Consider the following 23867-nt stretch of genomic DNA (forward strand, 5'->3'; position numbering starts at 1 on the left):
TATCTTGTCATTCAGCGATGACTAATGCTTGTTCCATATCAACAGCAACCATTCTAGATACGCCTGGTTCAGCCATGGTTACACCCGTTAAATGCGTTGCCATTTCCATGGCTACTTTATTATGCGTAATATAAATAAATTGTACCGACTCTGACATTTGCGAAACTAAGCGGCAGAACCTGCCGACATTTGCATCGTCTAGAGGAGCGTCAACTTCATCTAGCAAACAAAATGGTGCAGGATTAAGTCTAAATATAGCAAATACCAATGATAAAGCGGTTAAGGCTTTTTCTCCACCAGATAATAGCCCAATAGTGCTATTTTTCTTTCCAGGTGGTCTTGCCATTATAGTAACACCTGTATCGAGCATGTCATCATCGTTCAGTGCTAAATATGCCATACCGCCGCCAAAGACTTTAGGAAATAAACTTTTCAAATCGTTATTAACCGCATCAAAGGTAGACTTGAAGCGCGAGGTAGTTTCTTTATCTATCTTGCGCATCGCGTTTTCAAGCATATCTAATGCTTGTGTTAAATCCAAATTTTGTGCGTCAAGATTATCTTTGCGCTTCGACTGCTGTTGAAACTCATCAACAGCAGCTAAGTTCACCGCGCCTAGACGCGCAACGCTGTCTGACGTGCAGTTAAGCTCACTTTGCCACGTTTGCTCATCTGCATCCACTGGTAAGGTAGCCACAATATCTTTCACAGATTGGTGTAATTGCTGCAATTGTTCTATAAATGACTGAGCGCGCACCTTGGCACTTTCTAGGGCAATGCGCTTTATTTCTATACGCGCTTTAATTTCATTTATGCGCACAACTTCATCAAGTTGATCTTTCTCAATTTCAGCCATATCTAACTCTAGTTGCGCTAAGCTATTTCGCTGGAGCACCTGTGCTTCTTGCTGTTGCTGCTGTGTGGTCAATAGTGACTGCAAGTTTTCGTGCTGCACGTCCTGTGGTACTGATAAATCGTGTGTTTCTAAATGCAAACGGCTGAGCTTTTCCTCGTTCTCGTTGAACTGCAGCTGTCTGTTGGCCTGTTGTTCTTGTAGAATCTGTACACTATTACAGATTTGCTGCAACAGCATTGAATGCTGGTGCAGCGATGATTGCATTTGCGTGTGCTGCGCATGCCACTGCAATTGCTGTACACGCAAACTTTCAGTTGTTTGCAAGGCTTCATTTTTTATTTCTTCAAGCCCTACAAGAACCTCAACCAAGTCATTTACTTCATCATTGAGTATTTCAACAGCCATATTTTCTTGTGCTAGACGCTGTTTATTTTGTTGCATCTCAATCTGTATTTTTTGACTTTGTAAAACGCTTTGTTGTTGTTGAAAGAGCATGTTCTGATAATTTATTTCTAGCGCCTGGGTTCGCTGCTTATCAAGGGATAACTGTTTGTGACAGGTGTCTTGCGCTTGTTGGATCTGATTAACGCTCTCAAGAGTCTGCTCAGCGAGTATTCTTGCTTGCATGCTAATACTTTGGCTAAGAGTATGCTGCTCATGCAGTATCTTTATTTGTGCTGCTCTGGCTATTTTATTATCACCTTGGTGACGCTTTATGAATGTGTCAATCGTATAAATATCTCCGTTAGGGACAATTATCCTGTCGTTTGCTGTTATCACCCTAAGCAATTCTAAAGCATGGGTATGATCCATCGCAAGAAAGTAATGGTTGAACAACTGCGGCACTAGTTCATTAATCAGTAGGCTCGCTAAGGTACCTTTGACCTTATGCTGAGTAAAACTTTGTTTAAAAAGCAAGCTTTGCGGCGCATGCAGCCATACCGCTAATGGCCAGTTGTGCGTAATTGGATCGCTTAACGCGGCGTCAATTACCCACACCGCTCCTACTTCTTGAAGAACACTGTTAAGTATTTTCTCGCTGCCGTTTTCAACGTGGAAAAATTCCCACGCAGTTTCCTTGGTGAATTTATCTAAAACCGGCTCTACATTAGCGCGCGATGCCGATGTGCTTGACCGAGTATTCCCTATCGATGACATTTGCAGTGCTTCTAATGCGTCTAGCTTGGCTTTAACACTAGCTGTATTATCGCGCTGGTGCTCATAAGCGTGCTGCGCTTCATTTTGTTTAGCCCTTGCTTGATGCAATTGATCACTTAGCTCACAATGACGTTTTTCCTGCTTTATTATTGATTCAGTCAGTATATGCCTAGTATCACTTAGCTGAGCAAGCTCTTTGTTACTCTGCTTATTGGCTAAATTTGATAGCTCGTCAATAAGTTCGTCCACCCTCGTTTGCGTGCGCGTTTGCAAGCTCAGTGTGTACTGAATTTGGCTATTCTTTTTATCTAAAAGTTGCGCCTTGCTATAAAAAGCGTCTTGCGTTTGCGTAGCCACACGTAACTGTTTTTCTAATCGAGCGTCTGCACCAACCTTTTTATCTTCCAACTCGAAAAGCTGCTCTTGAATAATTTCTTTTTCAGGCTCAGTGATTGCGCGCTTTTCTTGTGCATCAGTAATTTCAGCCAATAAACTTTGCAAGGCCATATTTAAGCTTACTCCAGTTTGCGTAATCTGTTCAATCTCAGATTGAATTTGCGCCCTGCGCTTTTTAGCAAACAACTGTAACTGTTCTAGTTTAGTCACTTCGGTGCCTACCGTGAAAATTTCTTTCTGCAAATTATCAATGCTCGATTTAGTCATAGTTTGCTGATTTTTTAATGCTTGCAAACTTGAATAATTGCTCTGCTGGCTTTCCTCTAACTTAGCTAGTAACTGCTGCTCTTGCATTATGTTTGCTTGTGCATCATCCATAATACGACGTTGCGCTAGCCACTTGAGCGTGGCTAATTCACCTTTTAGCTGGCGTTCTTGCTGTTTAAGTTCTTTGTAACGATTAGCTACCAGTGATTGGCGTTTTAACTTAGCAAGTTGTTCACCTAATTCTTGGCGCACGTCTTCAAGCCTATCAAGGTTCTCTTTGGTATGCTTTATACGCGTTAGAGTTTCTTTGCGTCTTTCTTTATACTTTGAAATGCCGGCGGCTTCTTCAATAAAAACCCGAAGCTCTTGCGGTTTAGACTCTACAAGTTTAGAAATCATGCCCTGCTCGATAATAGCATAGCTACGTGGACCTAAACCGGTGCCCAAAAACAGGTCAGTGATATCTCTACGCCTGCACTTAGCGCTATTTAAAAAATAGCTTGAAACAGCCTCCTTTGTGACCACACGCTTAACCGATATTTCGCTATAGGCCGCAAATTCGCCCCCTATACGCTTAGATGTATTGTCAAACACGAGCTCTACAGAGCACTGCGATACCGCTTTACGAGAGCTTGAACCATTAAATATTACGTCGATCATCGCATCACCACGTAAATTTTTAGCTGACGATTCCCCTAAGACCCAGCGCACAGCGTCAATTATATTTGATTTACCACAGCCATTGGGCCCGACAATAGCAGTCATATCCCCTGGAAACGGAATATTCGTGGGATCTACGAAAGATTTAAAGCCAGCTAGGCGGATTTTTTGTAAACGCATAAGTATAGTGTAGGTGAATAAATGCTAAGGGTAAATAGACAAGTGCACGCCTTTTGGCCAGTTTTACATGCCTTTTTGTGAGGAACTGAGCGGTCAAAAGGTGCCTAACTATTACCCATATATTACGTAGTAAAGTTTAGTAACAAATTAGTTTTAGATGTCACTGGTGGCTGCTGACGCGAGGCTTTATAATAATATTTTAAAAAAGGAGTTTTAATGAACCATAGTTCAGTATATAACGATAACCATCGAAGTGGTGTGAGTTATTTTTTTCAGGGTTTCGAACTGATAAAAACGAAAGGACTGAAGCGCTTTGTGCTAGTTCCCCTTGTAATTAATTTATTGTTATTTAGCAGCGCATTTTATTTTCTGCTCGATTACATACAGCTATCTGTAAACTACATTATAAGCATAGTACCGCAGTGGATGAGTTTTATTAAAGACGCACTGAGCTATATTTTGTGGCCAATTGCTATCATTACCGTATTGCTTCTATTCGCCCTCATTTTTGGCACTTTAGCTAACTGGATTGCTGCCCCGTTTAATGGTTTTTTAAGCGAGAAAGTTGAACGCTATTTAAGCGGGGAAGAAATGGGGGATGAGGGTTTACTAGATGCCTTAAAGGACACGCCGAGAGCCTTAGCCCGAGAATTTTCAAAACTTACTTACTTTATTCCACGCGCAAGCGGTTTTTTACTTATTTTCTTTTTTGTTCCCCTATTTGGACAAATTATTTGGTTCTTATTTACCGCTTGGATGATGGCAGTTCAATATGTAGACTATCCTTTTGATAACCATAAAGCCGACTTTAGATTGACACGTGACAGCTTACGCCTAGATAAATCACGGGCCTTTAGTTTTGGCATTATGGTGAATATTTTCTCGTTTATTCCGGTAATTAATTTCATGGTAATGCCGGTATCAATTTGCGGCGCAACCGCAATGTACGCTGATCATTTCAAGCATAAAAGTTGACTCCACTAAGATGGGGCGCATGCAGGCCTAAAACCCTGACCAATAAAGCGCAGCACCTTGATTGTCGCTTTGCTGGGCGCTTTTCATAAATAAGGCCGTCACTGCAATATCATGATGTCTTTGTTTCAGAAGATCTTTCCACATCAATATATAAATGGGTGGAATATTCCGCGTGTCGTGATATTCCATAAACGTAAGTTGACTAGAAGGTTTGTAGGCTGTCAAATCTAACGACTCGCATGTAAGCGAAGGCGCAATATCCAATGACAGACGCTTTGTATACTTATTACTCTGTTTATCCTCGCTAAGCTCTTCACCACTATTGGGTAAATTGAGAAGTATCAACTGGTCTTGATATCGCTGCCAGAGCTGATATTTTTCATGCTCATATAATATTTCATCATTGCTAACGAGCAAGTTAGGCGCGTAGCTTTTATAGCAGTGCTGCTGTGCTAACGCAGACGGTAAAGAATATTCATCAACAAACCCGACAAAATGCGCTAGCTCATGCACAAAAACGGCATAGGTATCGTCTTGTGCTAAAAACATTGCACCGTCGTTTACATATGCCTTACCTTCCTCTAAAAAGAACACCAAATGCGTGTAGTTAGGCACAAATGATTGTTTTGCAACACTGCTCAAATCACACACTTTGCGACCGTCAGCAAGATCACACTCCAGCTCATTTTGCGCTAACCAAATAATAGAGCTAACACAAATAGGCAGCGTGCTAAGACGTTTATCGCGCTCAAATGCATGTTTAATATTCATGGCCTGTACTGCACCATCCAACGAGGTGGCAACGAACTGAAGCTGCTGAGCGCAGTACGCTGGCATTGATGTGGGCTGACTAATCAGACTCGACAGTGTTGTTTGCTTATAGTTGTTGAGCACATCTACATAGTTTTTAGCAATTGGCGTGTAGGCAACCGCTTTGTTAAACGCAGCGCGCGCTTGAGCCTCAAAACCTTCCCTAAAGAGCATTCTAGCCAGCTTAAATGTACTTGACTTATCGTATTCAACTGCGCGTGTAAGCCATCGCAATGCATTACTTGCATCTCTGTTTTCATAGTAAAACTTACTCAGAGCAATAATTGCAGGAATATGCTCGTTCATAGCTGCTTGTTCTAAGTAGCGGATACGCTGTTGGGTAGAATCAACTAAAAATGAAAGTTCAAACTGACTCGGCGCATGGCCTATGATTGCCGCCTGCTGCCACCAAAACGTTTTGTCACTGCCATCGGATAAATCTGCCAGCGCTAGTATAGCTTGCAAGTTTTGCAAAGAAGCTACTTTTTCAAGCCAGAAAATATCGTTGTTAAGCGCAGCTAATTCCGACAGCATATTAAGCGCTGACTCCGAACCATTTTTGGCTGCCGGCCATAGGCCAGCATAGGATTCTTGTTTAAGTTCTGGTGAGATATAGTGACGCAGCATGGGAGAATAATGAGTAGTACTAGAATACAACAGTACACTTAAGGCCAAACAGGCCAATAACAACATTGCTTTAACACTTTTTTTATACAAGATAGTTTACTACCACATAGTTTGCACAACAGTTCTGTTAACAGCGCTGAACGTGCTACTGAGCCTGCATTTCATCTAATCGTGCTCGTCGAACTTTGGCAAGCTCAATACGAGCATATTTATGCTCAATGTACTCAAATACATTGGTGCTTAACGACAATTTAAAATAATTTTCAGCTTTAGTGTATTTACCTAAATAAGCACTGTGTTTGCCTAAATAAAAATATGCTTCGCACAAGCGATGATTAAGTTGAGTCGGACTCGTCACATCCCTAAGCAATGCGGCTATTACCGCACTTTCATTAACAATTCCTAAATAATAATCGGCTAAACTGCTGGCCCAATTTTGTTCAAATAAAGCACCACGAGCCTTATTCAACATTATTTTTGCCGCTTCATCGTTACTGCTTTCTCGATAGACAATAAAATGCCATAGCAGGCGAAATGGGTCTGTGGGATCTTGCGCTAAATAAGTAGATGTATCATCTACTGCAAGCTGCGCCCTCCCGCCATAATAAAGCGCAATGGCTCTATTTAACAATGCAAAGTTGTAGCTAGGATCTATTTCTAGACTGGCATCAAATGCGTCATAGGCTTGCATGTGCATGTTCGCTTGAGTGTACAGGACACCCAATGAATTGTGCGCTTGCGCAAACCTCGGTTTCAGGACTATTGATTCCGCATAATCTCTGCGTGCAAGAGATATCAGCCCAAGAGAATCAAAGGCAAGGCCTCGTTGAAAGAGCATTTCAGCACGCTCTTGCTCAGTGAATTGTAAGCGGTACAGGCTATTCGTGTAATGCGCAACCGCAAGCTGTGCTTTAGTACTCAGCATTTCTGGCTCGGCCAATAGTAAGCCACTAGACAATGAGTCTGTGGTATTCTTGGTAGAACTACAGCCTGATAGTAAAGCCATTGATAACAACACCAACGCAATACATTTCAACGCTCGTGCTCTGTTAAACAATTTACGTAAATTTAGCGTTTTTTTATGCACCTAGCCCGCATTCCTTAAATTTTTGAGGTGTGTAACGGTAATCAATATAAAATTAAGCACTGTCAACGTGTAGTTTACCAATAAACATGTATAAAACCAAAAAGTAATGTGACCCGTTATTTTTGTTTGGCTGCAGTTTTTGCATCAAAGGCTAACATTTGCTCCTTTGTAGCCGGCAATTGATGCTCCTGTTTCCACTGTGAATAGGGCATTTTATAAACATGCTGTCGTGCTTCATCATCACTTAAATCAATATTGGCTTTTTGGGCTTCACTTAAATACCATTTAGATAAGCAATTACGGCAAAAATCGGCCACCAGCATTAGCTCAATATTTTGCACTTGCTTATTGCTGTCTAAATGCGCGAGAAGTCGGCGGAAAGTTGCTGCTTCTAATTCGGTTTGTTGATCTTTTGTCATGTCGATTCTCACTCAATGTAAAGGTCTAACAATAATGTAAAAATAAAAAAACCGCCTATTTTGACGGTTTTTTGCTCTAGGTACGCTGTAAATGCTCTTATACAATCTGAACAGACGCTTAATTCATCAGACCACCTTCATCGCAGCGGTCTATATTTGTAAAATAAATTTACTCACCATCACCATTTTGTGGCGCAGCTGGTTTTTCAAGTAATTCTTTCATGCTCAAACGAACACGGTTTTGACGATCAATTTCCATCACTTTTACGTCAACCGCCTGACCTTCTTTCAAATAATCAGATACTTTAGCAACACGTTCATGCGCAATTTGTGAGATATGCACTAAGCCTTCTTTACCTGGCAATACTTCCACAAAAGCACCAAAATCGACTATGCGCATTACTTTACCGTGGTAAGTTTTACCTACTTCAAGCTCAGCTGTTACCTGCTCTATTCGAGCGATCGCAGCATCAGCTTTGGTTTTTTCAGTCGCGAAAATCTTGATAGTACCATCGTCTTCAATTTCAATATTGGTGTCAGTGTCTTCGGTAATAGAACGAATAACCGCACCGCCCTTACCAATTACTTCACGAATTTTGTCTGAATTAATCTTAATCACGTATATACGTGGCGCAAACTCAGACATTTCTTCGCGGTGACTACCAATCGCTTGGTCCATTACACTAAGAATATGCAGTCTAGCTTCTTTAGCCTGTTTAAGGGCTTTTTGCATAATTTCTTGCGTAATACCTTCAATTTTTATGTCCATCTGAAGAGCCGTAATACCGCCTGTAGTGCCAGCTACTTTAAAGTCCATGTCGCCCAAATGATCTTCATCACCAAGAATGTCAGATAACACTACAAAGTTGTCGTCAGACTTAACCAAACCCATTGCTATGCCCGCAACAGAGGCTTTGATAGGAACACCAGCATCCATGAGTGCTAGTGAAGTACCGCACACCGAAGCCATTGATGAAGAACCGTTAGATTCGGTAATCTCAGACACCACACGTACCACGTATGGAAATTCTTCTGCCGACGGCATAACTGCTTGCATACCACGCTTCGCTAGACGACCATGACCAATTTCACGGCGCTTTGGCGAACCAACAAAACCAGTTTCTCCTACAGAGTATGGAGGAAAGTTATAATGCAACATAAAGCGGTTATTGCTAAGGCCAGAAAGACCATCAATCATCTGTGCGTCGCGTTCGGTTCCAAGAGTAGCCACTACCAAAGCTTGCGTTTCACCTCGTGTGAATACCGCGGAACCATGCGCTCTAGGTAACAAGCCTGTTGCCACATGTAAACCGCGAATAGTTTCAGGATCGCGACCGTCTATACGTTTTTCACCAGCTAAAATACGTGAGCGTACAACATCACTTTCTAATTCGTGCAGCAACTCTGACACTTCTTTCGGGTCTAAGCTGTCGTCAGCTGTAGTTAGTTCAGCGCGAGCATTCGCGGTAACTACATCTACAGCGTCTTTACGCGCAAGTTTGTCAGATATTTGATAAGCCTTTGTCATGCTTTCTTGAGCAATCGCTTTAATTTTGTCTTTTAAAGCGACATTTGGCTCAGGTGCAGTCCAGTTCCAAGATTCGGTACCAACTTCAGCGGCAAACTCTTTAATCGCGTTAACCACTGTTTGAGACTGCTCATGCCCGTAAACCACAGCACCTAACATCACTTCTTCAGACAGTACATCAGCCTCAGATTCAACCATAAGTACAGCGCTGTCGGTACCGGCAACAACTAGATCTAATTTACTTTCTTCAAGTTCAGAAGTACGCGTGTTTAAAATAAATTCATTGTTTACATAACCAACGCGCGCTGCGCCAACTGGGCCGCTAAATGGCATACCAGAAATTGCAAGCGCCGCTGATGTGCCAATAAGTGAAATGATATCGGTAGGTATTTCTGGATTTGCAGAAATTACAGTAATGATAATCTGCACTTCGTTTTTAAAAGCAGATGGAAAAAGAGGTCTAATTGGACGGTCAATTAAGCGAGCAATTAAGGTTTCGCTTTCAGAAGGTCTGCCTTCGCGTTTGAAGAAACCACCGGGTATCTTACCCGCAGCGTAGGTCTTTTCTTGATAATTCACAGTTAATGGAAAGAAGTTTTGGTCAGCTTTAGCTTCTTTTCTGCCGACAACCGTTACCAAAACGGTAGTGTCGTCCATACTTGCCATTACGGCTGCTGTTGCTTGTCTGGCAATTACGCCTGTCTCTAGGGTGACAGTATGTTGACCATACTGAAAAGTTTTAGTAATAGGAGTCACACTCTATCCTTTAGTTTATTAATATTTATACTTTTTAAATGCGACCATAGTATATAGCCCTAGCACCTTAATACCAACTTTTTAATGAATATTTCGACAATATAGCTCAGAGAAAAATAATAAATCGTTATTTAAATATCTTGTCTCTAGCAGCGTTACAGATAGCCGCAACTGCTGGATGAGTCACTTTGCGTTCAGAAGAAATTGCATAAAACTTTTGCTTCAAAGTTTTGCTTCTCCCGATCACTTGAAGCCCAAAGCCGTCCTTTACCTCTTCCTCTATGATACTAGGCATAAAAAACACACCAAACCCAGCCTTACCAAACGACTTCATTAGTGCACTGTCGTCGTACTGACCGCGCACCACAGGAAATATGCTATTATCGGTACACCACCTGTCAAAGAGCTGTCTTATTGCATATTGTTTTGTTGGCAACAGCATTGGAGCATCTTGCAAGCAAGCAGGAAAATCACCGTGTAGCTTGGCCGCAAGGTTAGGCGAAGCAAAAAACGAAAGCGTCGATTGTCCTAAATAATGATTGTAAGCTTTTATACTAAATGCACTGCTTAAGGGTGTGTCAGTTAGCACCATGTCGACTTCATGTACGGCAAGCTCACCTAAAATGGCTTCAACAGGTCCCTCTCTGCAGGTAAGACTAATATCGTTTGACACCGAAAGTGCAGGCTCTAGCACTTTATACACAATGGTTTTTGGCAAAGCACTTGCCGCGCTTACAATAAATTCAGATGTTCCCACGATCGGTGCGCCTCTAAGTACATCGTTAAGCTCTTTGCCCAACGCAAAAATATCATCAGCATATCTAAGCACCAACCTCCCCGTTTCAGTTAAGCGAAGTCGACGCCCTATTCGATCAAACAAAGGCTGCCCAATGCGCTCTTCAAGCATACTAAGTTGCCCACTTATCGTTTGCGGGGTAATGAAAAGTTTCTCGGCGGCGCGCGCTATACTGCCTTCGGTGGCGACCACCCAAAAATAATGTAGATGTTTATAATTAAAATTGTCTGACATGTAAGCCTTTTAATACAGCTGATAGGTAAGATTTCCCGATTAGTTTTATACATATTTACGAATTTAATTGTTCACTTTTAATTGATAAAGTTTTATTACTCAACGTAAAAAACGATGCGTCAACGTTTATGCATTAGTCGCAGTCCCTATATACCGAATTTACGTCGTCAGGGTGAAAAAAAATAGAAACCCTGGCAAAACCAAATAGCTACCTGCGATCATTTTTACACTATATATTTATTTATGCACATCAGTTACGGGTGACTTATGCACTATATTATAGACAACAATGGCATTCAGCCAAATAATCAAGAATTGGAGGCTATAGATACTCGTCTTAGCTTAGCTCTATCGCGCTTCAATAGTATAATTACCAAGTGTGAGGTATCTTTCATACCAGAAAAGTCGGTACTAGGCACTAACACGATATGCTGCACTGTCTGTGTGTCTATTATTAAAACCTCAGATTTCGTTGCAAGTGACTCAGCCAACACTATCAGCGAAGCCTTCGACGTAGTGCTTGGAAGAGTAAAACGCAAGATAGAGCGACACTTGAAACGCATCAGGCCTAAGCGAATGTCAGCTACGTTAAGAACAAACATTCACTAGTATTTTTCAAGCAAAAAAAAACTGTAGCGATTTTCTCACTACAGTCTATTTTATGTTTGGTGCGGAAAGGGGGACTCGAACCCCCACGCCCTAAAGCACCACCCCCTCAAGGTGGCGTGTCTACCAATTCCACCACTTCCGCGTGTTAAATATTACTGATTGTCTTGTGCCTTTGGCGCTTCTTCGGTAAGTTCAGTTTTTGTCTCTTGAACCGAAACTGGAAAATCTGAACCGTCTGTGCTTGCAGAGGGAGTTTGTTCCAGCATTATCTGTTCAATTGTCTCAAACTCGTCAACCGTTGTACTAGTACCTGCGGTTATGCCACCGATAATTAGACTTATAGTAAAGAACAAGGTCGCAAGTACGGCGGTGGTTCTTGTCATGAAATTACCTGAACCGCCCGACCCAAATACGGTGTTAGAGCCTCCTGCACCAAATGATGCGCCCATTTCAGCACCTTTACCTTGCTGCAACAACACAAAACCGACCAACATGATAGCCACAATCAAATAGGCGCCTAGCAATACTTCATATAACATATTAAAATTCCTCTTATTTTACCGCGTTACAAATAGCGATAAAATCATCAATTTTCAAGCTAGCGCCCCCAATTAGGCCGCCATCAATATCTGGTTTTGCAAACAAAGCATGAGCATTGCTTGCGTTAACACTTCCACCGTATAGCAGACGGGTAGAAACTGCATTGTGGTTCCACTTTACTATTTCAGTTCTAATAAACTGGTGCACTTCTTGTGCCTGCTCTGGTGAGGCTGTTTTGCCCGTTCCGATTGCCCAAATAGGCTCATAAGCAATAATGCATTTTTCAAGAAAATCTTTTGAACAAACGTCTATTACGGCTTGTAGCTGTTCAAATACAAACTTATTAACGTTACCTGCTTCTCGCACTTTTAATGGTTCACCTACACATAGTATGGGTGTTAAACCGGCATTCAGGACCGTTTGAACTTTTAGTGCTACTGCTATATTACTTTCGTTATGGTCTTGCCTTCTTTCGGAGTGCCCGACGATAACATACGTTGCACCCAGTTCTTGCAACATACCAACCGCAATATCACCTGTGTGAGCGCCAGCTCCGAATTGACTGCAGTCTTGAGCACCCACTTTAAAACTTGCTTTACTCGCAGCTGCTAAATAAGGATAAGGCAGGCATAACACGGTGTCTAACAAGGGTGAGGCCTTAAGTTCACTAATGAAAGTATGTAACAAGGCCAAGGAACCATTCATTTTCCAGTTGCCCGCCACCATGGGCTTACGTACATTACTCATATATCACCCTGTATTCATGTCTTAAACGAGACTAGACAAGCTTTAAACCAATTACTGCTCGGAAGTAAAAGCGGCGCTGATATTAACTGTACGCACTTGATTATACAAGTCACAAACTAACAAAAACAGCAATTATCCTGCTTTTTTAACTTCATCAGCAATGTACTGCGCCCATCCTGTAGAATCTTCCTCCGATTCTGCTTCGACCATAACTCTAATTAAGGGTTCGGTGCCACTTTCACGCAGCAAAACGCGTCCCGTATCACCCATGGCCTTTTCGGCCTTATGCACAGATGCAAGCACCGCTGGATTGGTTAATGGATCTCTGCCTTTATTTTTAAATTTTACATTAATAAGCTTTTGAGGAAATTTAATAAAGCCAGAATTTAATGCACTTAAGCTCATGTTAGCACGTAGCATAGCCGCTATCACCTGCAAACCGGCTACAATGCCGTCGCCAGTAGATGAATAGTTAAGATTAAGTACGTGGCCAGAATTCTCGCCTCCAATAGACCATCCTTTCTTTTTCAACAGCTCCATTACGTAGCGATCCCCTACATCGGCACGCTCAAACGGGATCCCTAGTTTTTCAAACGCCACTTCCATGCCTAAATTAGACATTTTAGTGCCTACCACGCCTCCGCCTAAGTTACCTAAACGTAATGCGTCACGCGCAATAATGAAAATTATCTGGTCACCGTCAATTACGTCACAGTGTTCATCCACTAACATTATACGGTCGCCATCACCGTCAAGTGCAAACCCTAAGTCGGCTTTATGCTTTTTAACCGCCTCTATACAGGCTCGTAAGGAGGTTGCGCCCACTTTGTGGTTAATATTCAAACCATCTGGTGCAGTACCTATTTCTATCACGGTAGCACCTAATTCGCGCAGCACGTCTGGTGCAATATGATAGGTGGCACCATGCGCACAATCTACGACAACTTTTAGACCGGAAAGTGAAAGTTCAGATGGGAACGTACCTTTACAGTATTCTATATAGCGTCCTGCTGCGTCATTTATTCGACTTGCTTTGCCTAAACGGTCAGACTCTACACAGGTCATCTTTTCTTTCATTTGCGCCTCAATGGCTAGTTCAATGTCGTCGTCTAATTTATGCCCTGTCGACGAAAAGAACTTAATACCGTTATCGTAATAAGGATTATGCGAGGCTGAAATCACAATGCCTGCCTCGGAGCGAAATGTTTTGGTTAAATAGGCGATTGCAGGCGTGGGCATAGGACCAAGTAGGCCAATATTAATGCCAGCAGCTGACAAACCTGCCTCTAATGCAGACTCTAGCATGTAGCCACTTATACGCGTGTCTTTGCCAATTAGCACCTTGTTGGTGCCGCGACCGGCTAATATTTTACCCGCGGCCCATCCTAATTTGGTCACAAATTCAGGATTGATGATGCTGTCGCCTACTCTTCCTCTAATACCGTCAGTTCCAAAAAATTCTCTTTTTGCCATAAATAATCCTTATCCTATTTTACGCTAGTAGTTTTACCGACAATTTTCATTGCGTCTACAGTTTGTTCAACGTCGTGTACACGCAATATACTGGCGCCTAACATAGCGGCAATAGTATGCGCCGCAATGTCGCCCGACAAACGATTATCGACATCCTTGTTGAGGAGATTGCCAATCATTGATTTACGCGACATACCGGCTACTACTGGCAAATCAAACTGGGTAAATTGCATCAGTGATTTCAATAATTGATAGTTGTTGTCTAGTGACTTGCCAAATCCAAAACCAGGATCTAACAAAATTTGATTGTAGTGGAAACCAGCCGAGGTAAGACGCTCAATTTGAAACCTAAAAAAATCGCTAACTTCAGCCACCACGCATCCATATTGAGGTGCACATTGCATCGTCGCCGGTGTGCCCTTCATGTGCATTACGCAGGTAGGAACATTTAGTTCTTTAGCAAATTTGGCAGCCGTTTCAAGCGCATTTGGTAGTTTCAAAGCACGCACATCGTTAATTAACCTAGCACCTGCACTAACTGCTTCTTGCATTACTATCGCCTTGCTTGTGTCAACTGACACAATGACATCAAGTTCATTATTTATTGCTTCAATGACTGGAATTACACGGTTAAGCTCTTCTTCTAAGCTTACGGCTGTGGCGCCTGGGCGAGTGGACTCGCCACCTACATCTATAAACGTGGCGCCATGCTTAAGCATAAGCGATGCCTGCTTCAAGGCCTTGTTTAGGCTTATAAATCTGCCACCGTCGGAGAATGAATCTGGCGTTACATTCAGTATCCCCATTACTTTGGGGCTGTTAAAGATAACTTCACGATCTTTAAACAACATTGCAGAACGTTCCTGTGCAGACTTATAAAATAGCACGAGATTATACCCGATCGTAATCAAAAAATAATGTTAAATAAAACTTTCCATTACAAAATGGCTCTCTAAACGAAAAACACCGGCATAAGCCGGTGTTGTTTAACTTTGAAAACTACTCCCTACATTTGCTTAAGTAGCTTTGCTTGCTTCACTATCATCTGCCGGCTTGTCGTCTTTCCCGACATCAACTGAAGAACCACCGGTTGGCGTGTTGGAATCAGACTTATCATTGTTATCCCAATCTGCTGGTTGGCGTACTTCTCTGCGAGCCATTAAGTCGTCAATTTGCTTGGCGTCTATTGTCTCATACTTCATTAACGCATCTTTCATGGTGTGCAGTACATCTATGTTGTCGCGTAATATTTGCTCCGCACGCTTGTAGTTACGGTCTAAAACGTCTTTGATTTCAGCGTCGATGACCTTGGCAGTTTCGTCAGACATGTTGTTTGACTTACCCGGCATGTACATTTCATTTTCATCATCAGCAAACAACTGCGGGCCTAGTTTAGTCGACAGTCCCCACTGCGTTACCATTTTCTTAGCAATTTCGGTAGCGCGTTCTATGTCGTTTGATGCTCCCGTGGTAACCATTTCTTCACCGTAGATAATTTCTTCGGCCAAACGGCCGCCGTATAAGCTAGAAATCATACATTCCAAGTGGCGTTTGGAGTAACTAAGACGGTCTTGTTCCGGCAAGTACATTGTTACCCCCAACGCTCTACCGCGAGGAATAATGGACACTTTGTAAACAGGATCATGTTCAGGTACTACGCGACCGACTATTGCGTGTCCAGCCTCGTGGTAAGCAGTCATGGTCTTTTCATCTTCCGTCATTACCATACTCTTACGCTCTGAGCCCATCATTATTTTGTCTTTTGCTTTGTCAAACTCTTCCTGCGAGACTACTTTCTTGTTAGTTCTGGCCGCAAACAAGGCTGCTTCATTCACGAGGTTGGCTAAATCAGCACCAGAAAACCCTGGTGTACCACGCGCGATTACTGAAGCTTGTACGTTGTCAGACAAAGGAACTTTACGCATGTGAACTTTCAATATTTGTTCACGACCTCTTATGTCAGGCAGACCAACCGTTACTTGACGATCAAAACGACCAGGGCGAAGTAATGCTGGGTCTAAGACGTCAGGGCGGTTAGTAGCCGCAATAACGATTATGCCTTCGTGCCCTTCAAAACCATCCATCTCGACTAGCATTTGATTAAGAGTCTGCTCGCGTTCGTCGTTTCCGCCGCCCATTCCTGCGCCACGTTTACGCCCTACCGCGTCTATTTCATCTATGAAAATAATACACGGAGATGACTTTTTCGCTTGCTCAAACATATCTCTGACCCGAGAGGCACCTACACCGACGAACATTTCAACAAAATCAGACCCTGATATAGTGAAAAATGGTACTTTTGCTTCACCTGCGATAGCTTTAGCGAGGAGAGTTTTACCTGTTCCTGGAGGCCCTATCATTAGCACCCCTTTTGGAATTTTCCCGCCTAACTTTTGAAACTTGGTCGGGTCGCGCAAAAAGTCAACTAACTCAGACACGTCTTCTTTAGCTTCGTCGCAACCAGCAACATCAGCAAAAGATGTTTTAATTTGGTCTTCGCCCAGCAACCTTGCTTTACTCTTACCAAAAGACATTGCACCTCGACCGCCACCACCGCCTTGCATTTGGCGCATGAAGAATATCCAAACACCAATAAGCAATAACATTGGAAACCAATTAATGAAAATTCGGCCTAACAATGATGCTTCTTCTGGTTCTTTACCAAAAGCACGAATATCTTTTTCCAGCAATTGATCTAGTAATTTGTCATCGCGGATAGGCATATAAGTGGTGAAGTTCTCGTTGTTGCGAAGTGTACCAGTGATTTTTTGACCATCCACCAGTACTTCAACGACGTTTCCGTCTTCAACGTCTTTTAAAAACGAAATATAGTCTTTTTGTGGCTTAGGCGTTGTTTGGCCATTAAAGCCCTGAAACACCATCATTAACACAACTGCAATGACCAACCATAATATGAGATTTTTTGCCATGTCGCTCAACGCTATGACCCTCTAAATAAAAATAAAAGAATTAATTTGAAAGCTTTTGCTATCAACCTTAAACACAGTACTATACTTTCTAGCCTCGTGCCACTATCCAACCATACGCCTTGTTTACGCAACTTGTGCCGAACTTGTTCAATAGGACATAGAAAACTTTTTATTTCTATTGATTGCTTGTCCACATTTTTTGACGTTTCTAAATATTGTCCAGTAATAAGCGCTAGTTCAAATATAAGTTGAAGCTGCGCAAACTAAACCCAAAGGATAATATTTTTTCCATGATGTAACAACACCGGTCGCTTTCGTTATTAAGTGTAGGTAGAATAACCAAATTCAAGTGCAGCATCTACATTACTAAAGGCAACTTCTCAAAAATGATTCTTACTAACAAGCAAAAACAGTACTTAACAGGCTTAGCCCATCCCTTAAAAGCTGTCGTTCAATTAGGCAACAATGGTTTAACTGAGGGCGTTCTTGCAGAAATTGACTCTGCCCTTAGTCACCATGAGCTTATCAAAGTGAAAGTGGTATCTGATGGCCGCGATGAAAAAACGCTCATAATGGATGCCATTGTAGGTGAAACTAATTCTGTCAAAGTGCAAAGCATTGGAAATGTCTTAGTTATTTATAAGCCCAGTAAAGAACCTACTATAAAACTGCCCAGGAAATAATTAGTATTCATTAGATGTATAAAGGAAGCTTATGAACTTATCATCCTCTTTTGCAATTGTTACCGGTGGTTGCTCTGGCTTAGGTCACGCCACCGCTAAAGCACTAATTGAATCTGGCTGGGAAGTTTGTATTTTTGACCTAAACCAAGAAAATGGGCAAAACATCGCAGAAGATCTAAGCCAACATTCTTGTTTTTTTGAATATGTAGATGTTACCTCTAGCAGCAGTGTTGAAAGCGCCCTTGCAAAGTTTCAACAAAAAAATATCCGTTTACTAGTAAACTGTGCCGGCGTAGCACCTGCAAAACGCACGCTTAATCGTGATGGAGAAGCCATGCCACTAGCAGACTTTGCCAGCGTTATTAATATCAATCTTGTGGGCTCCTTCAATGTTGCGCGACTTGTAGCGGCGGCTATGGCAAAAAACACCAGCTTTAATGATGATGGTGGTCGTGGCCTTATTATTAACACCGCTTCTGTCGCCGGATATGAAGGCCAAATTGGGCAAACAGCGTACGCCGCCAGTAAGGCTGGTTTGATTGGTTTGAGTTTACCTCTGGCCAGAGATCTTGCGCCTGTTGGCATTCGAGTTAATACTATTGCACCGGGTATTATGGCCACACCAATGCTGCTTGCGATGCCTGACAGCGTGCAAAGCGCATTAGCCAGTAATGTACAGCATCCAAGACGTTTAGGGTTGCCTGAAGAGTTTGCCAAATTGGTTCTTCATATAGCTGATAATGGTTATATTAACGGCGAAACTATTCGTTTAGACGGCGGCCTAAGAATGCCACCCAAGTAATGCTCCCACCGAAGAAAAACACTACTCATCGGTCATGCCGTTTACCACGTTTGAAATGGCAAAGAGCCTAGAAATCGCCATGCTATGTACGGTATTTTTAGGATAGGTACCGCGGGAACTTAGCTTACCTGCCGTCTGTTTCATTGTTACGCAGATAGCTTGGTCTACATCACTCACCGCATAGATTGTGAACAAACCATTTTCAACTGCTGCTATAACCTCGTCGCTCAGCATAAGGTTAACGTGGTTCGATTTTGGAATAACAACGCCCTGCTCTCCTGTTAGGCCGCGATTTGCACATAAAGTAAAATATCCTTCAATCTTTTCATTTATGCCGCCAACCGCTTGTACCTCGCCCAACTGGTTAATAGAGCCGGTTATGGCAATACCTTGTTCAAGCCCAATATCGGTCAAAGAGGATATGAGCGCAAGCAGTTCTGCCAATGACGCGCTGTCACCATCTATATAACCATATGACTGCTCCAATGCAATGTTTGCACTTAAGGTAAGCGGAAACGTCTTAGCATACTTATTACCCAAATAACCGGTTAATAGTAATACTCCCTTAGAATGAATAGACTGTCCAAGTTCTACTTCTCTTTCAATATCTACCACACCACTTGAACCTGCGTACACCGACGCAGTTACACGTGCGGGTGTACCAAATGCAGTATCCCCAACTTCTAGTACGGTTAAGCCATTAACAGTCCCGACAGCCTTACCTGCAGTAGAAATGAGAACATGGCCTTCCTCAATGTCGAGTAAAAACGTATCGCTTACACGACCTGAGCGGTATTTTTTCGCTTTTAAGGCATATTCTATATGTGCTCTTGTTAGTATCTCATTATTAGCCAGGCGGCAAAAATAATGAGCTTCATTTAATAATTCAATTACGTCTGCAAATTTGGCGCTTAGCTTACTTTGATGCTCTCCTTGACGTAAGCTATAACGAATGCAAAAAGCTATTGCGTCATGATTAATATCGCTTAAGCCTATATTGGCCACTTGCTGCCTTAAGCGCGTTACAAAATGATTTATATTCTCTTGGGTAAGATCTATTTCATGATCAAAATCGACCAGTACTCTGACCAGTTCTGAAAATTCTGGGTCATATTCTTGTAAGGTATAATAAAGTTCGCTAGAGCCTAATAATATGAGTTTTACCTTGAGCGGTATAGGCTGCGGGATTTGAGTGATGTTGTTAACCATTGCAAGGTCTTGCTGAGGCAGTTCTAGGCGTATTTGCTCAAACTTGAGGGCAAGCTTAAGGGCCTCCCAAACGTGAGGATGATCCAATAGTTTCTCAGCATCAAGCAACAAGTATCCTGCATTAGCTCGGTGTAAAGCACCAGCAGTTATCATTTGGTAATTTGTATATATACTTCCCTGTACGCTTGTGTATTCGATTTTACCAAACAGGTTTTGATAATTTGGATTAGGCTCATAAATTAAAGGCACAATATCACAAGCCTTGTTAGCCACTAGTACGTTTGGTAGATATGTGTCTACAAATAATGCACGTTTATCAAATTCATTGCCCTTGTCGTCTTTGTCGTCACCCGACAACACTTTAATTACCGTTTCAATCAAATGCTTCTTTAACTGCTGACAATATTTCAAAATGGCTATATTACCAACATATTTTTGTTCCAAGGCTTTTAGAAGTGGACGGATGCCTTGCTCTACTGTTTCTTGCTTAAGCGCTTTTTGTTGTTCAACACTTGCACGTTGCCAAGCAGGCAATTCAAGTAAAGCTTCGCTTAAGTGTACTTCTAGACCATCTATAACATCGTAATAATGCTGACGATCGATATCGGTTTTGCTGGTAAATTCACCATCGTTTAGAGGTTTCCCGTCTATAATAGGCGAAAACGTTATGTTATTTCCGTCTTCCACTAAAGCAACACTTCGCGATAAGGCTATTTTTTCTACTTGGTCAATTGCACTGTCATATTTTTGATCAAAATGACGCGTTATTGCTCCTTTTTTACGCTGAAAACTTGGGTTTTCGAATACCGCTGGAAAGGTGGCCATTATTTCGTCTATCAACGTTTCTATATCCTTGACCAAACGCTTACTTTCCCCCGCTGCCAGCGATAAGGCCATTGGCTCACGTTCAGCCTCAAGATTGTTTAAGTAACACCAATCAAGCACTGGATATTTTGGTTTTTTTATCGCAGTAATATAGTCGTTAACAAGGGTAAAACGACCGGTAGCCTGTTCGCCCATTACGTATAGGTTGTAACCCGCAGCATCAACACCTAATCCAAACGACAGAGCGTCTTTTGCTCTTTGTTGGCCAATAAGAGAGCTGCTTTTTATATTCGCCTCTATTGCTTGCGCTATCATAGACAAGGGCACATCAACGCTTAATTGACTGGGTAAAAGAGCAAGTTTTTTACGTTCTGTAGCACTTGTTTCGGCAGGAGTTAAGACTGTCACTTTATATTTTTTATCCTAGGGAGTATGGCATACGTATTTTGTGTTTTAGACCACTTTGGCACCCTGCTAGTGTACAGGATTTTTAGCGTTGTCACATATGCAAAAATAAAACTGAGGAGCTTTGAGTGAAAATATCCATAAAATCTCTCTTTTTAGTCAGTATGTCCTTGTCGAAAGCTAGCATTACAGGCTATTCTAATAAACTTTATTTTATAATAATTACCATGCGAGAATTCTGTTTCAATGTCAAACGCTGAAGTCAATTTACCCTCATCACAACATGAATATAACCCAAAAGAGATAGAAGCGAATGCACAGCTGCACTGGCTTAATAACAAAGTATTCGAGGTTGAGGTTAAGCCCGATCAAGAAAAATTCTACTGCTTGTGCATGTTCCCCTACCCTAGCGGACGATTACATATGGGGCATGTTAGAAACTACACCATAGGCGATGTTGTAAGCCGTTTTGAGCGTATGCAGGGTAAAAATGTACTTCAGCCCATGGGATGGGATGCGTTTGGTTTGCCGGCAGAAAACGCCGCCTTGAATAATAATAGCGCACCTGCACAGTGGACATTAGACAATATTGGTTACATGAAAGAGCAGCTTCAAGCCTTAGGCTTTGGCTATGACTGGCGCCGTGAAGTCACCACGTGTAAACCTGAGTATTATAAATGGGAGCAGTGGTTTTTTACGCGCCTATTTAACAAAGGCCTTGTGTATAAAAAGAACGCTACCGTTAATTGGGACCCTGTAGACCAGACGGTACTGGCAAACGAACAGGTAGTAGACGGAAAAGGTTGGCGCTCGGGCGCGGTTGTTGAACAAAAAGAAATCCCGCAGTGGTTTATTAAGATCACCGATTACGCGGATGAACTACTTGACGACTTAGACAAACTAGATGAATGGCCAGCGCAGGTAAAAACCGCTCAACGAAACTGGATAGGCCGTTCCCAGGGCGTTGATGTTACCTTCGATTTATTCACACCAAGTGCAGGAATGAACCAGCTTGAGGTTTACACCACACGCCCTGACACCTTATATGGTGTCAGCTATCTAGCCATTGCAGCGGCGCATCCTATTGCGCAAGAGTTAAGCGAATCAAATAGCGCTATGGCAGCATTTATTGATGAGTGCAAAAACACCAAAACTACAGAAGCTGAGCTGGCTACCATGGAGAAAAAAGGCATGCCGACAGGCCTTTTTGCCATACATCCTTTAACCGGTGAGCATTTGCCCATATGGATTGCTAACTTCGTACTAATGAGCTATGGCTCGGGCGCCGTAATGTCGGTGCCGGCCCACGATCAGCGCGATTGGGAATTTGCAACTAAATACAAACTTCCGATCTTACAGGTGGTTGCTTTTAAAGAAGAGCACGCAGGAACTGATATAAATGAGTCTGCCTATACTGAGAAAAATACGCTGATTAATTCTGCTGAATATAGCGCATTAAGTTTTGAGGATGGTTTTAATGCAATTGCAGACAAACTAGGCGCGCTGGGTTACGGTAAAAAGGCAGTTAAATATCGCTTACGCGACTGGGGTGTTTCACGCCAACGCTATTGGGGTACACCTATTCCTATTGTTAACGATGAGCAAGGTAACTCTCACGCCGTTAATGTAGAAGACTTGCCTGTAATTTTGCCTACCGATGTAATTATGGATGGCGTAATATCGCCAATAAAAGCTGATCCCCAATGGGCAAAAACAACCCATAACGGCATTCCCATGACGCGCGAAACCGACACTTTTGACACCTTTATGGAGTCGTCTTGGTATTATGCTCGCTACACATCAGCGCCTAGCGACGCTATGTTAAACCCTGAAGAAGCAAACTATTGGCTGCCTGCCGACCAATACATTGGCGGTATTGAGCATGCTATTCTGCATCTATTATATTCACGTTTTTTTCATAAACTATTGCGCGACGAAGGCTTAGTTAACAGCGATGAGCCCTTTAAACGCTTACTTTGTCAAGGCATGGTGCTCGCTAATGCGTTTTTCACCAAAGATGCAAGCGGCAAAGTGACTTGGCACAAACCAGATGATCTAAGCATTGAAAAAGACGACAAAGGCAGAATTATAAGCGCGCTCGTCACTAGCAGCCACGAGTCGGTGGAGCACGCCGGCATGATAAAAATGTCAAAGTCAAAAAACAACGGTATTGATCCACAAAAAGTCATAGATTTATACGGCGCTGATACTATCCGTTTATACACCATGTTTGCGGCGCCGCCTGAGCAAGACCTAGAATGGACAGAGTCTGCGGTAGACGGCGCTAATAGATTCCTGCGCCGCTTTTATCGCTTGGCCACACAGCATGTGCAAAGCGAATTATTTACCGGCAGTGCCATTGATTATTCATATAAAAACTTATCCAAAGTGCAAAAAGCATGTCGATTTGAACTGCACAGTGCCATCCTAAAAGTGAGCGATGATGTTTTACGTCGTCAAACCTTCAATACTGCCATTGCCAAAATGATGGAACTGCTTAACTACCTGCAAAAATTTGAAGTGAATGATGCAATTGACCATGCAATAATGCACGAAGCCATAGTCGCCATGATTAAAATGCTTAATCCCGTAACACCGCATATCTGCGAGAGTTTGTATACGCAAATGCAATGCCCCGGTGAATTACAAACAGCCGTATGGCCAGTATGTGATGAACGCGCTTTAGTGGAAGACGAAAAACTTATCGTAGTACAGGTAAACGGCAAGCTACGCGCCAAGCTTACTGTGGCCGCCAATATAGATAAAGCCTTACTTGAAGCACTTGCGCTTAAACATGAAAACGTGGCGCCTTTTACGCAGGGTAAACAACTACGAAAAGTCATCATTATTCCTGGCAAGTTAGTCAACATAGTAGCCAATTAAGACCATGGTGAA

At 42.4% G+C, this 23867-nt stretch carries 17 protein-coding genes and 1 tRNA gene; 5 read left to right on the forward strand and 13 right to left on the reverse strand.

Annotation, left to right across the window (positions count from 1 at the left end; translation table 11 throughout):
• Positions 1-7 precede the first annotated feature (7 nt).
• Positions 8-3517 carry a chromosome segregation protein SMC gene (gene smc, locus BAE46_RS02020; RefSeq protein WP_070111641.1) on the reverse strand — a complete coding sequence of 1170 codons (3510 nt, stop codon included), beginning with the start codon at positions 3515-3517 and terminating at the stop codon, positions 8-10.
• Between the two features lie 216 nt (positions 3518-3733).
• Here smc and cysZ point away from each other — a divergent pair, with 216 nt between their 5' ends.
• Complete coding sequence (cysZ, locus tag BAE46_RS02025; protein WP_083256766.1) at positions 3734-4492, forward strand: sulfate transporter CysZ; 759 nt, start codon at positions 3734-3736, stop codon at positions 4490-4492.
• Positions 4493-4519: 27 nt separating this feature from the next.
• On the opposite strand, the gene BAE46_RS02030 is transcribed toward cysZ, so the two are convergent.
• The 5 genes from BAE46_RS02030 to nhaR form a co-directional block, all read right to left on the reverse strand.
• Positions 4520-5995, reverse strand: a complete 1476-nt coding sequence (locus BAE46_RS02030; RefSeq protein ID WP_070111642.1) for a tetratricopeptide repeat protein — start codon at positions 5993-5995, stop codon at positions 4520-4522.
• 79 nt (positions 5996-6074) lie between these two features.
• Positions 6075-7016: a lipoprotein NlpI gene (gene nlpI, locus BAE46_RS02035; RefSeq protein WP_342341481.1), complete on the reverse strand. Its 942-nt coding sequence runs from the start codon at positions 7014-7016 to the stop codon at positions 6075-6077.
• A 116-nt stretch (positions 7017-7132) separates the two neighbouring features.
• Entirely contained in the window at positions 7133-7435 is a 303-nt protein-coding gene (locus BAE46_RS02040; protein ID WP_006004160.1) for a DUF1244 domain-containing protein, read from the reverse strand.
• Between the two features lie 169 nt (positions 7436-7604).
• Positions 7605-9719 carry a polyribonucleotide nucleotidyltransferase gene (gene pnp, locus BAE46_RS02045; RefSeq protein ID WP_006004161.1) on the reverse strand — a complete coding sequence of 705 codons (2115 nt, stop codon included), beginning with the start codon at positions 9717-9719 and terminating at the stop codon, positions 7605-7607.
• A 127-nt stretch (positions 9720-9846) separates the two neighbouring features.
• Positions 9847-10749 (reverse strand): transcriptional activator NhaR, encoded by a 903-nt coding sequence (nhaR, locus tag BAE46_RS02050; protein WP_006004162.1) that lies wholly within the window; start codon positions 10747-10749, stop codon positions 9847-9849.
• 267 nt (positions 10750-11016) lie between these two features.
• Between nhaR and BAE46_RS02055 the strand changes: the two genes are divergently transcribed.
• The gene (locus BAE46_RS02055; protein ID WP_040520336.1) at positions 11017-11358 is read left to right on the forward strand and encodes an HPF/RaiA family ribosome-associated protein; all 342 of its coding nucleotides are present in this window, start codon (positions 11017-11019) and stop codon (positions 11356-11358) included.
• A 57-nt stretch (positions 11359-11415) separates the two neighbouring features.
• Here the strand turns inward: BAE46_RS02055 and BAE46_RS02060 are convergent.
• The 6 genes from BAE46_RS02060 to ftsH all read right to left on the reverse strand — a co-directional run bounded on the left by BAE46_RS02060 (position 11416) and on the right by ftsH (position 17057).
• Positions 11416-11500 (reverse strand) — tRNA-Leu (locus BAE46_RS02060).
• A gap of 10 nt (positions 11501-11510) precedes the next feature.
• A complete protein-coding gene (gene secG / locus BAE46_RS02065) occupies positions 11511-11897 on the reverse strand; it encodes a preprotein translocase subunit SecG (protein ID WP_006004163.1) in 387 nt (128 codons plus the stop codon).
• Positions 11898-11910: 13 nt separating this feature from the next.
• The gene (tpiA, locus tag BAE46_RS02070; protein WP_006004164.1) at positions 11911-12645 is read right to left on the reverse strand and encodes a triose-phosphate isomerase; all 735 of its coding nucleotides are present in this window, start codon (positions 12643-12645) and stop codon (positions 11911-11913) included.
• A 132-nt stretch (positions 12646-12777) separates the two neighbouring features.
• Complete coding sequence (gene glmM / locus BAE46_RS02075) at positions 12778-14118, reverse strand: phosphoglucosamine mutase (protein WP_006004165.1); 1341 nt, start codon at positions 14116-14118, stop codon at positions 12778-12780.
• A 14-nt stretch (positions 14119-14132) separates the two neighbouring features.
• Positions 14133-14969, reverse strand: coding sequence for a dihydropteroate synthase (gene folP, locus BAE46_RS02080; RefSeq protein WP_006004166.1), 837 nt, complete (start codon positions 14967-14969; stop codon positions 14133-14135).
• Between the two features lie 165 nt (positions 14970-15134).
• The gene (gene ftsH, locus BAE46_RS02085; RefSeq protein WP_040520339.1) at positions 15135-17057 is read right to left on the reverse strand and encodes an ATP-dependent zinc metalloprotease FtsH; all 1923 of its coding nucleotides are present in this window, start codon (positions 17055-17057) and stop codon (positions 15135-15137) included.
• 377 nt (positions 17058-17434) lie between these two features.
• Here ftsH and yhbY point away from each other — a divergent pair, with 377 nt between their 5' ends.
• Positions 17435-17731, forward strand: a complete 297-nt coding sequence (yhbY, locus tag BAE46_RS02090) for a ribosome assembly RNA-binding protein YhbY (protein ID WP_006004168.1) — start codon at positions 17435-17437, stop codon at positions 17729-17731.
• A gap of 31 nt (positions 17732-17762) precedes the next feature.
• Positions 17763-18533, forward strand: coding sequence for an SDR family NAD(P)-dependent oxidoreductase (locus tag BAE46_RS02095; RefSeq protein WP_070111643.1), 771 nt, complete (start codon positions 17763-17765; stop codon positions 18531-18533).
• A gap of 21 nt (positions 18534-18554) precedes the next feature.
• On the opposite strand, the gene BAE46_RS02100 is transcribed toward BAE46_RS02095, so the two are convergent.
• Positions 18555-20975: a Lon protease family protein gene (locus BAE46_RS02100; protein ID WP_070111644.1), complete on the reverse strand. Its 2421-nt coding sequence runs from the start codon at positions 20973-20975 to the stop codon at positions 18555-18557.
• 243 nt (positions 20976-21218) lie between these two features.
• Between BAE46_RS02100 and leuS the strand changes: the two genes are divergently transcribed.
• Complete coding sequence (gene leuS / locus BAE46_RS02105; protein WP_006004171.1) at positions 21219-23855, forward strand: leucine--tRNA ligase; 2637 nt, start codon at positions 21219-21221, stop codon at positions 23853-23855.
• The last annotated feature ends 12 nt before the right edge of the window (positions 23856-23867 follow it).

The sequence above is a fragment of the Glaciecola punicea genome (assembly GCF_001756615.1).
Classification (GTDB): Bacteria; Pseudomonadota; Gammaproteobacteria; order Enterobacterales; family Alteromonadaceae; genus Glaciecola; species Glaciecola punicea.

What these genes read in the sequence shown, in the direction of transcription:
- smc (WP_070111641.1), bottom strand. Translation starts at nt 3,517, where the DNA reads ATGCGTTTACAAAAAATCCGCCTAGCTGGCTTTAAATCTTTCGTAGAT.
- cysZ (WP_083256766.1), top strand. Translation starts at nt 3,734, where the DNA reads ATGAACCATAGTTCAGTATATAACGATAACCATCGAAGTGGTGTGAGT.
- BAE46_RS02030 (WP_070111642.1), bottom strand. Translation starts at nt 5,995, where the DNA reads ATGTTGTTATTGGCCTGTTTGGCCTTAAGTGTACTGTTGTATTCTAGT.
- BAE46_RS02040 (WP_006004160.1), bottom strand. Translation starts at nt 7,435, where the DNA reads ATGACAAAAGATCAACAAACCGAATTAGAAGCAGCAACTTTCCGCCGA.
- nhaR (WP_006004162.1), bottom strand. Translation starts at nt 10,749, where the DNA reads ATGTCAGACAATTTTAATTATAAACATCTACATTATTTTTGGGTGGTC.
- BAE46_RS02055 (WP_040520336.1), top strand. Translation starts at nt 11,017, where the DNA reads ATGCACTATATTATAGACAACAATGGCATTCAGCCAAATAATCAAGAA.
- secG (WP_006004163.1), bottom strand. Translation starts at nt 11,897, where the DNA reads ATGTTATATGAAGTATTGCTAGGCGCCTATTTGATTGTGGCTATCATG.
- tpiA (WP_006004164.1), bottom strand. Translation starts at nt 12,645, where the DNA reads ATGAGTAATGTACGTAAGCCCATGGTGGCGGGCAACTGGAAAATGAAT.
- glmM (WP_006004165.1), bottom strand. Translation starts at nt 14,118, where the DNA reads ATGGCAAAAAGAGAATTTTTTGGAACTGACGGTATTAGAGGAAGAGTA.
- folP (WP_006004166.1), bottom strand. Translation starts at nt 14,969, where the DNA reads ATGTTGTTTAAAGATCGTGAAGTTATCTTTAACAGCCCCAAAGTAATG.
- yhbY (WP_006004168.1), top strand. Translation starts at nt 17,435, where the DNA reads ATGATTCTTACTAACAAGCAAAAACAGTACTTAACAGGCTTAGCCCAT.
- BAE46_RS02095 (WP_070111643.1), top strand. Translation starts at nt 17,763, where the DNA reads ATGAACTTATCATCCTCTTTTGCAATTGTTACCGGTGGTTGCTCTGGC.
- leuS (WP_006004171.1), top strand. Translation starts at nt 21,219, where the DNA reads ATGTCAAACGCTGAAGTCAATTTACCCTCATCACAACATGAATATAAC.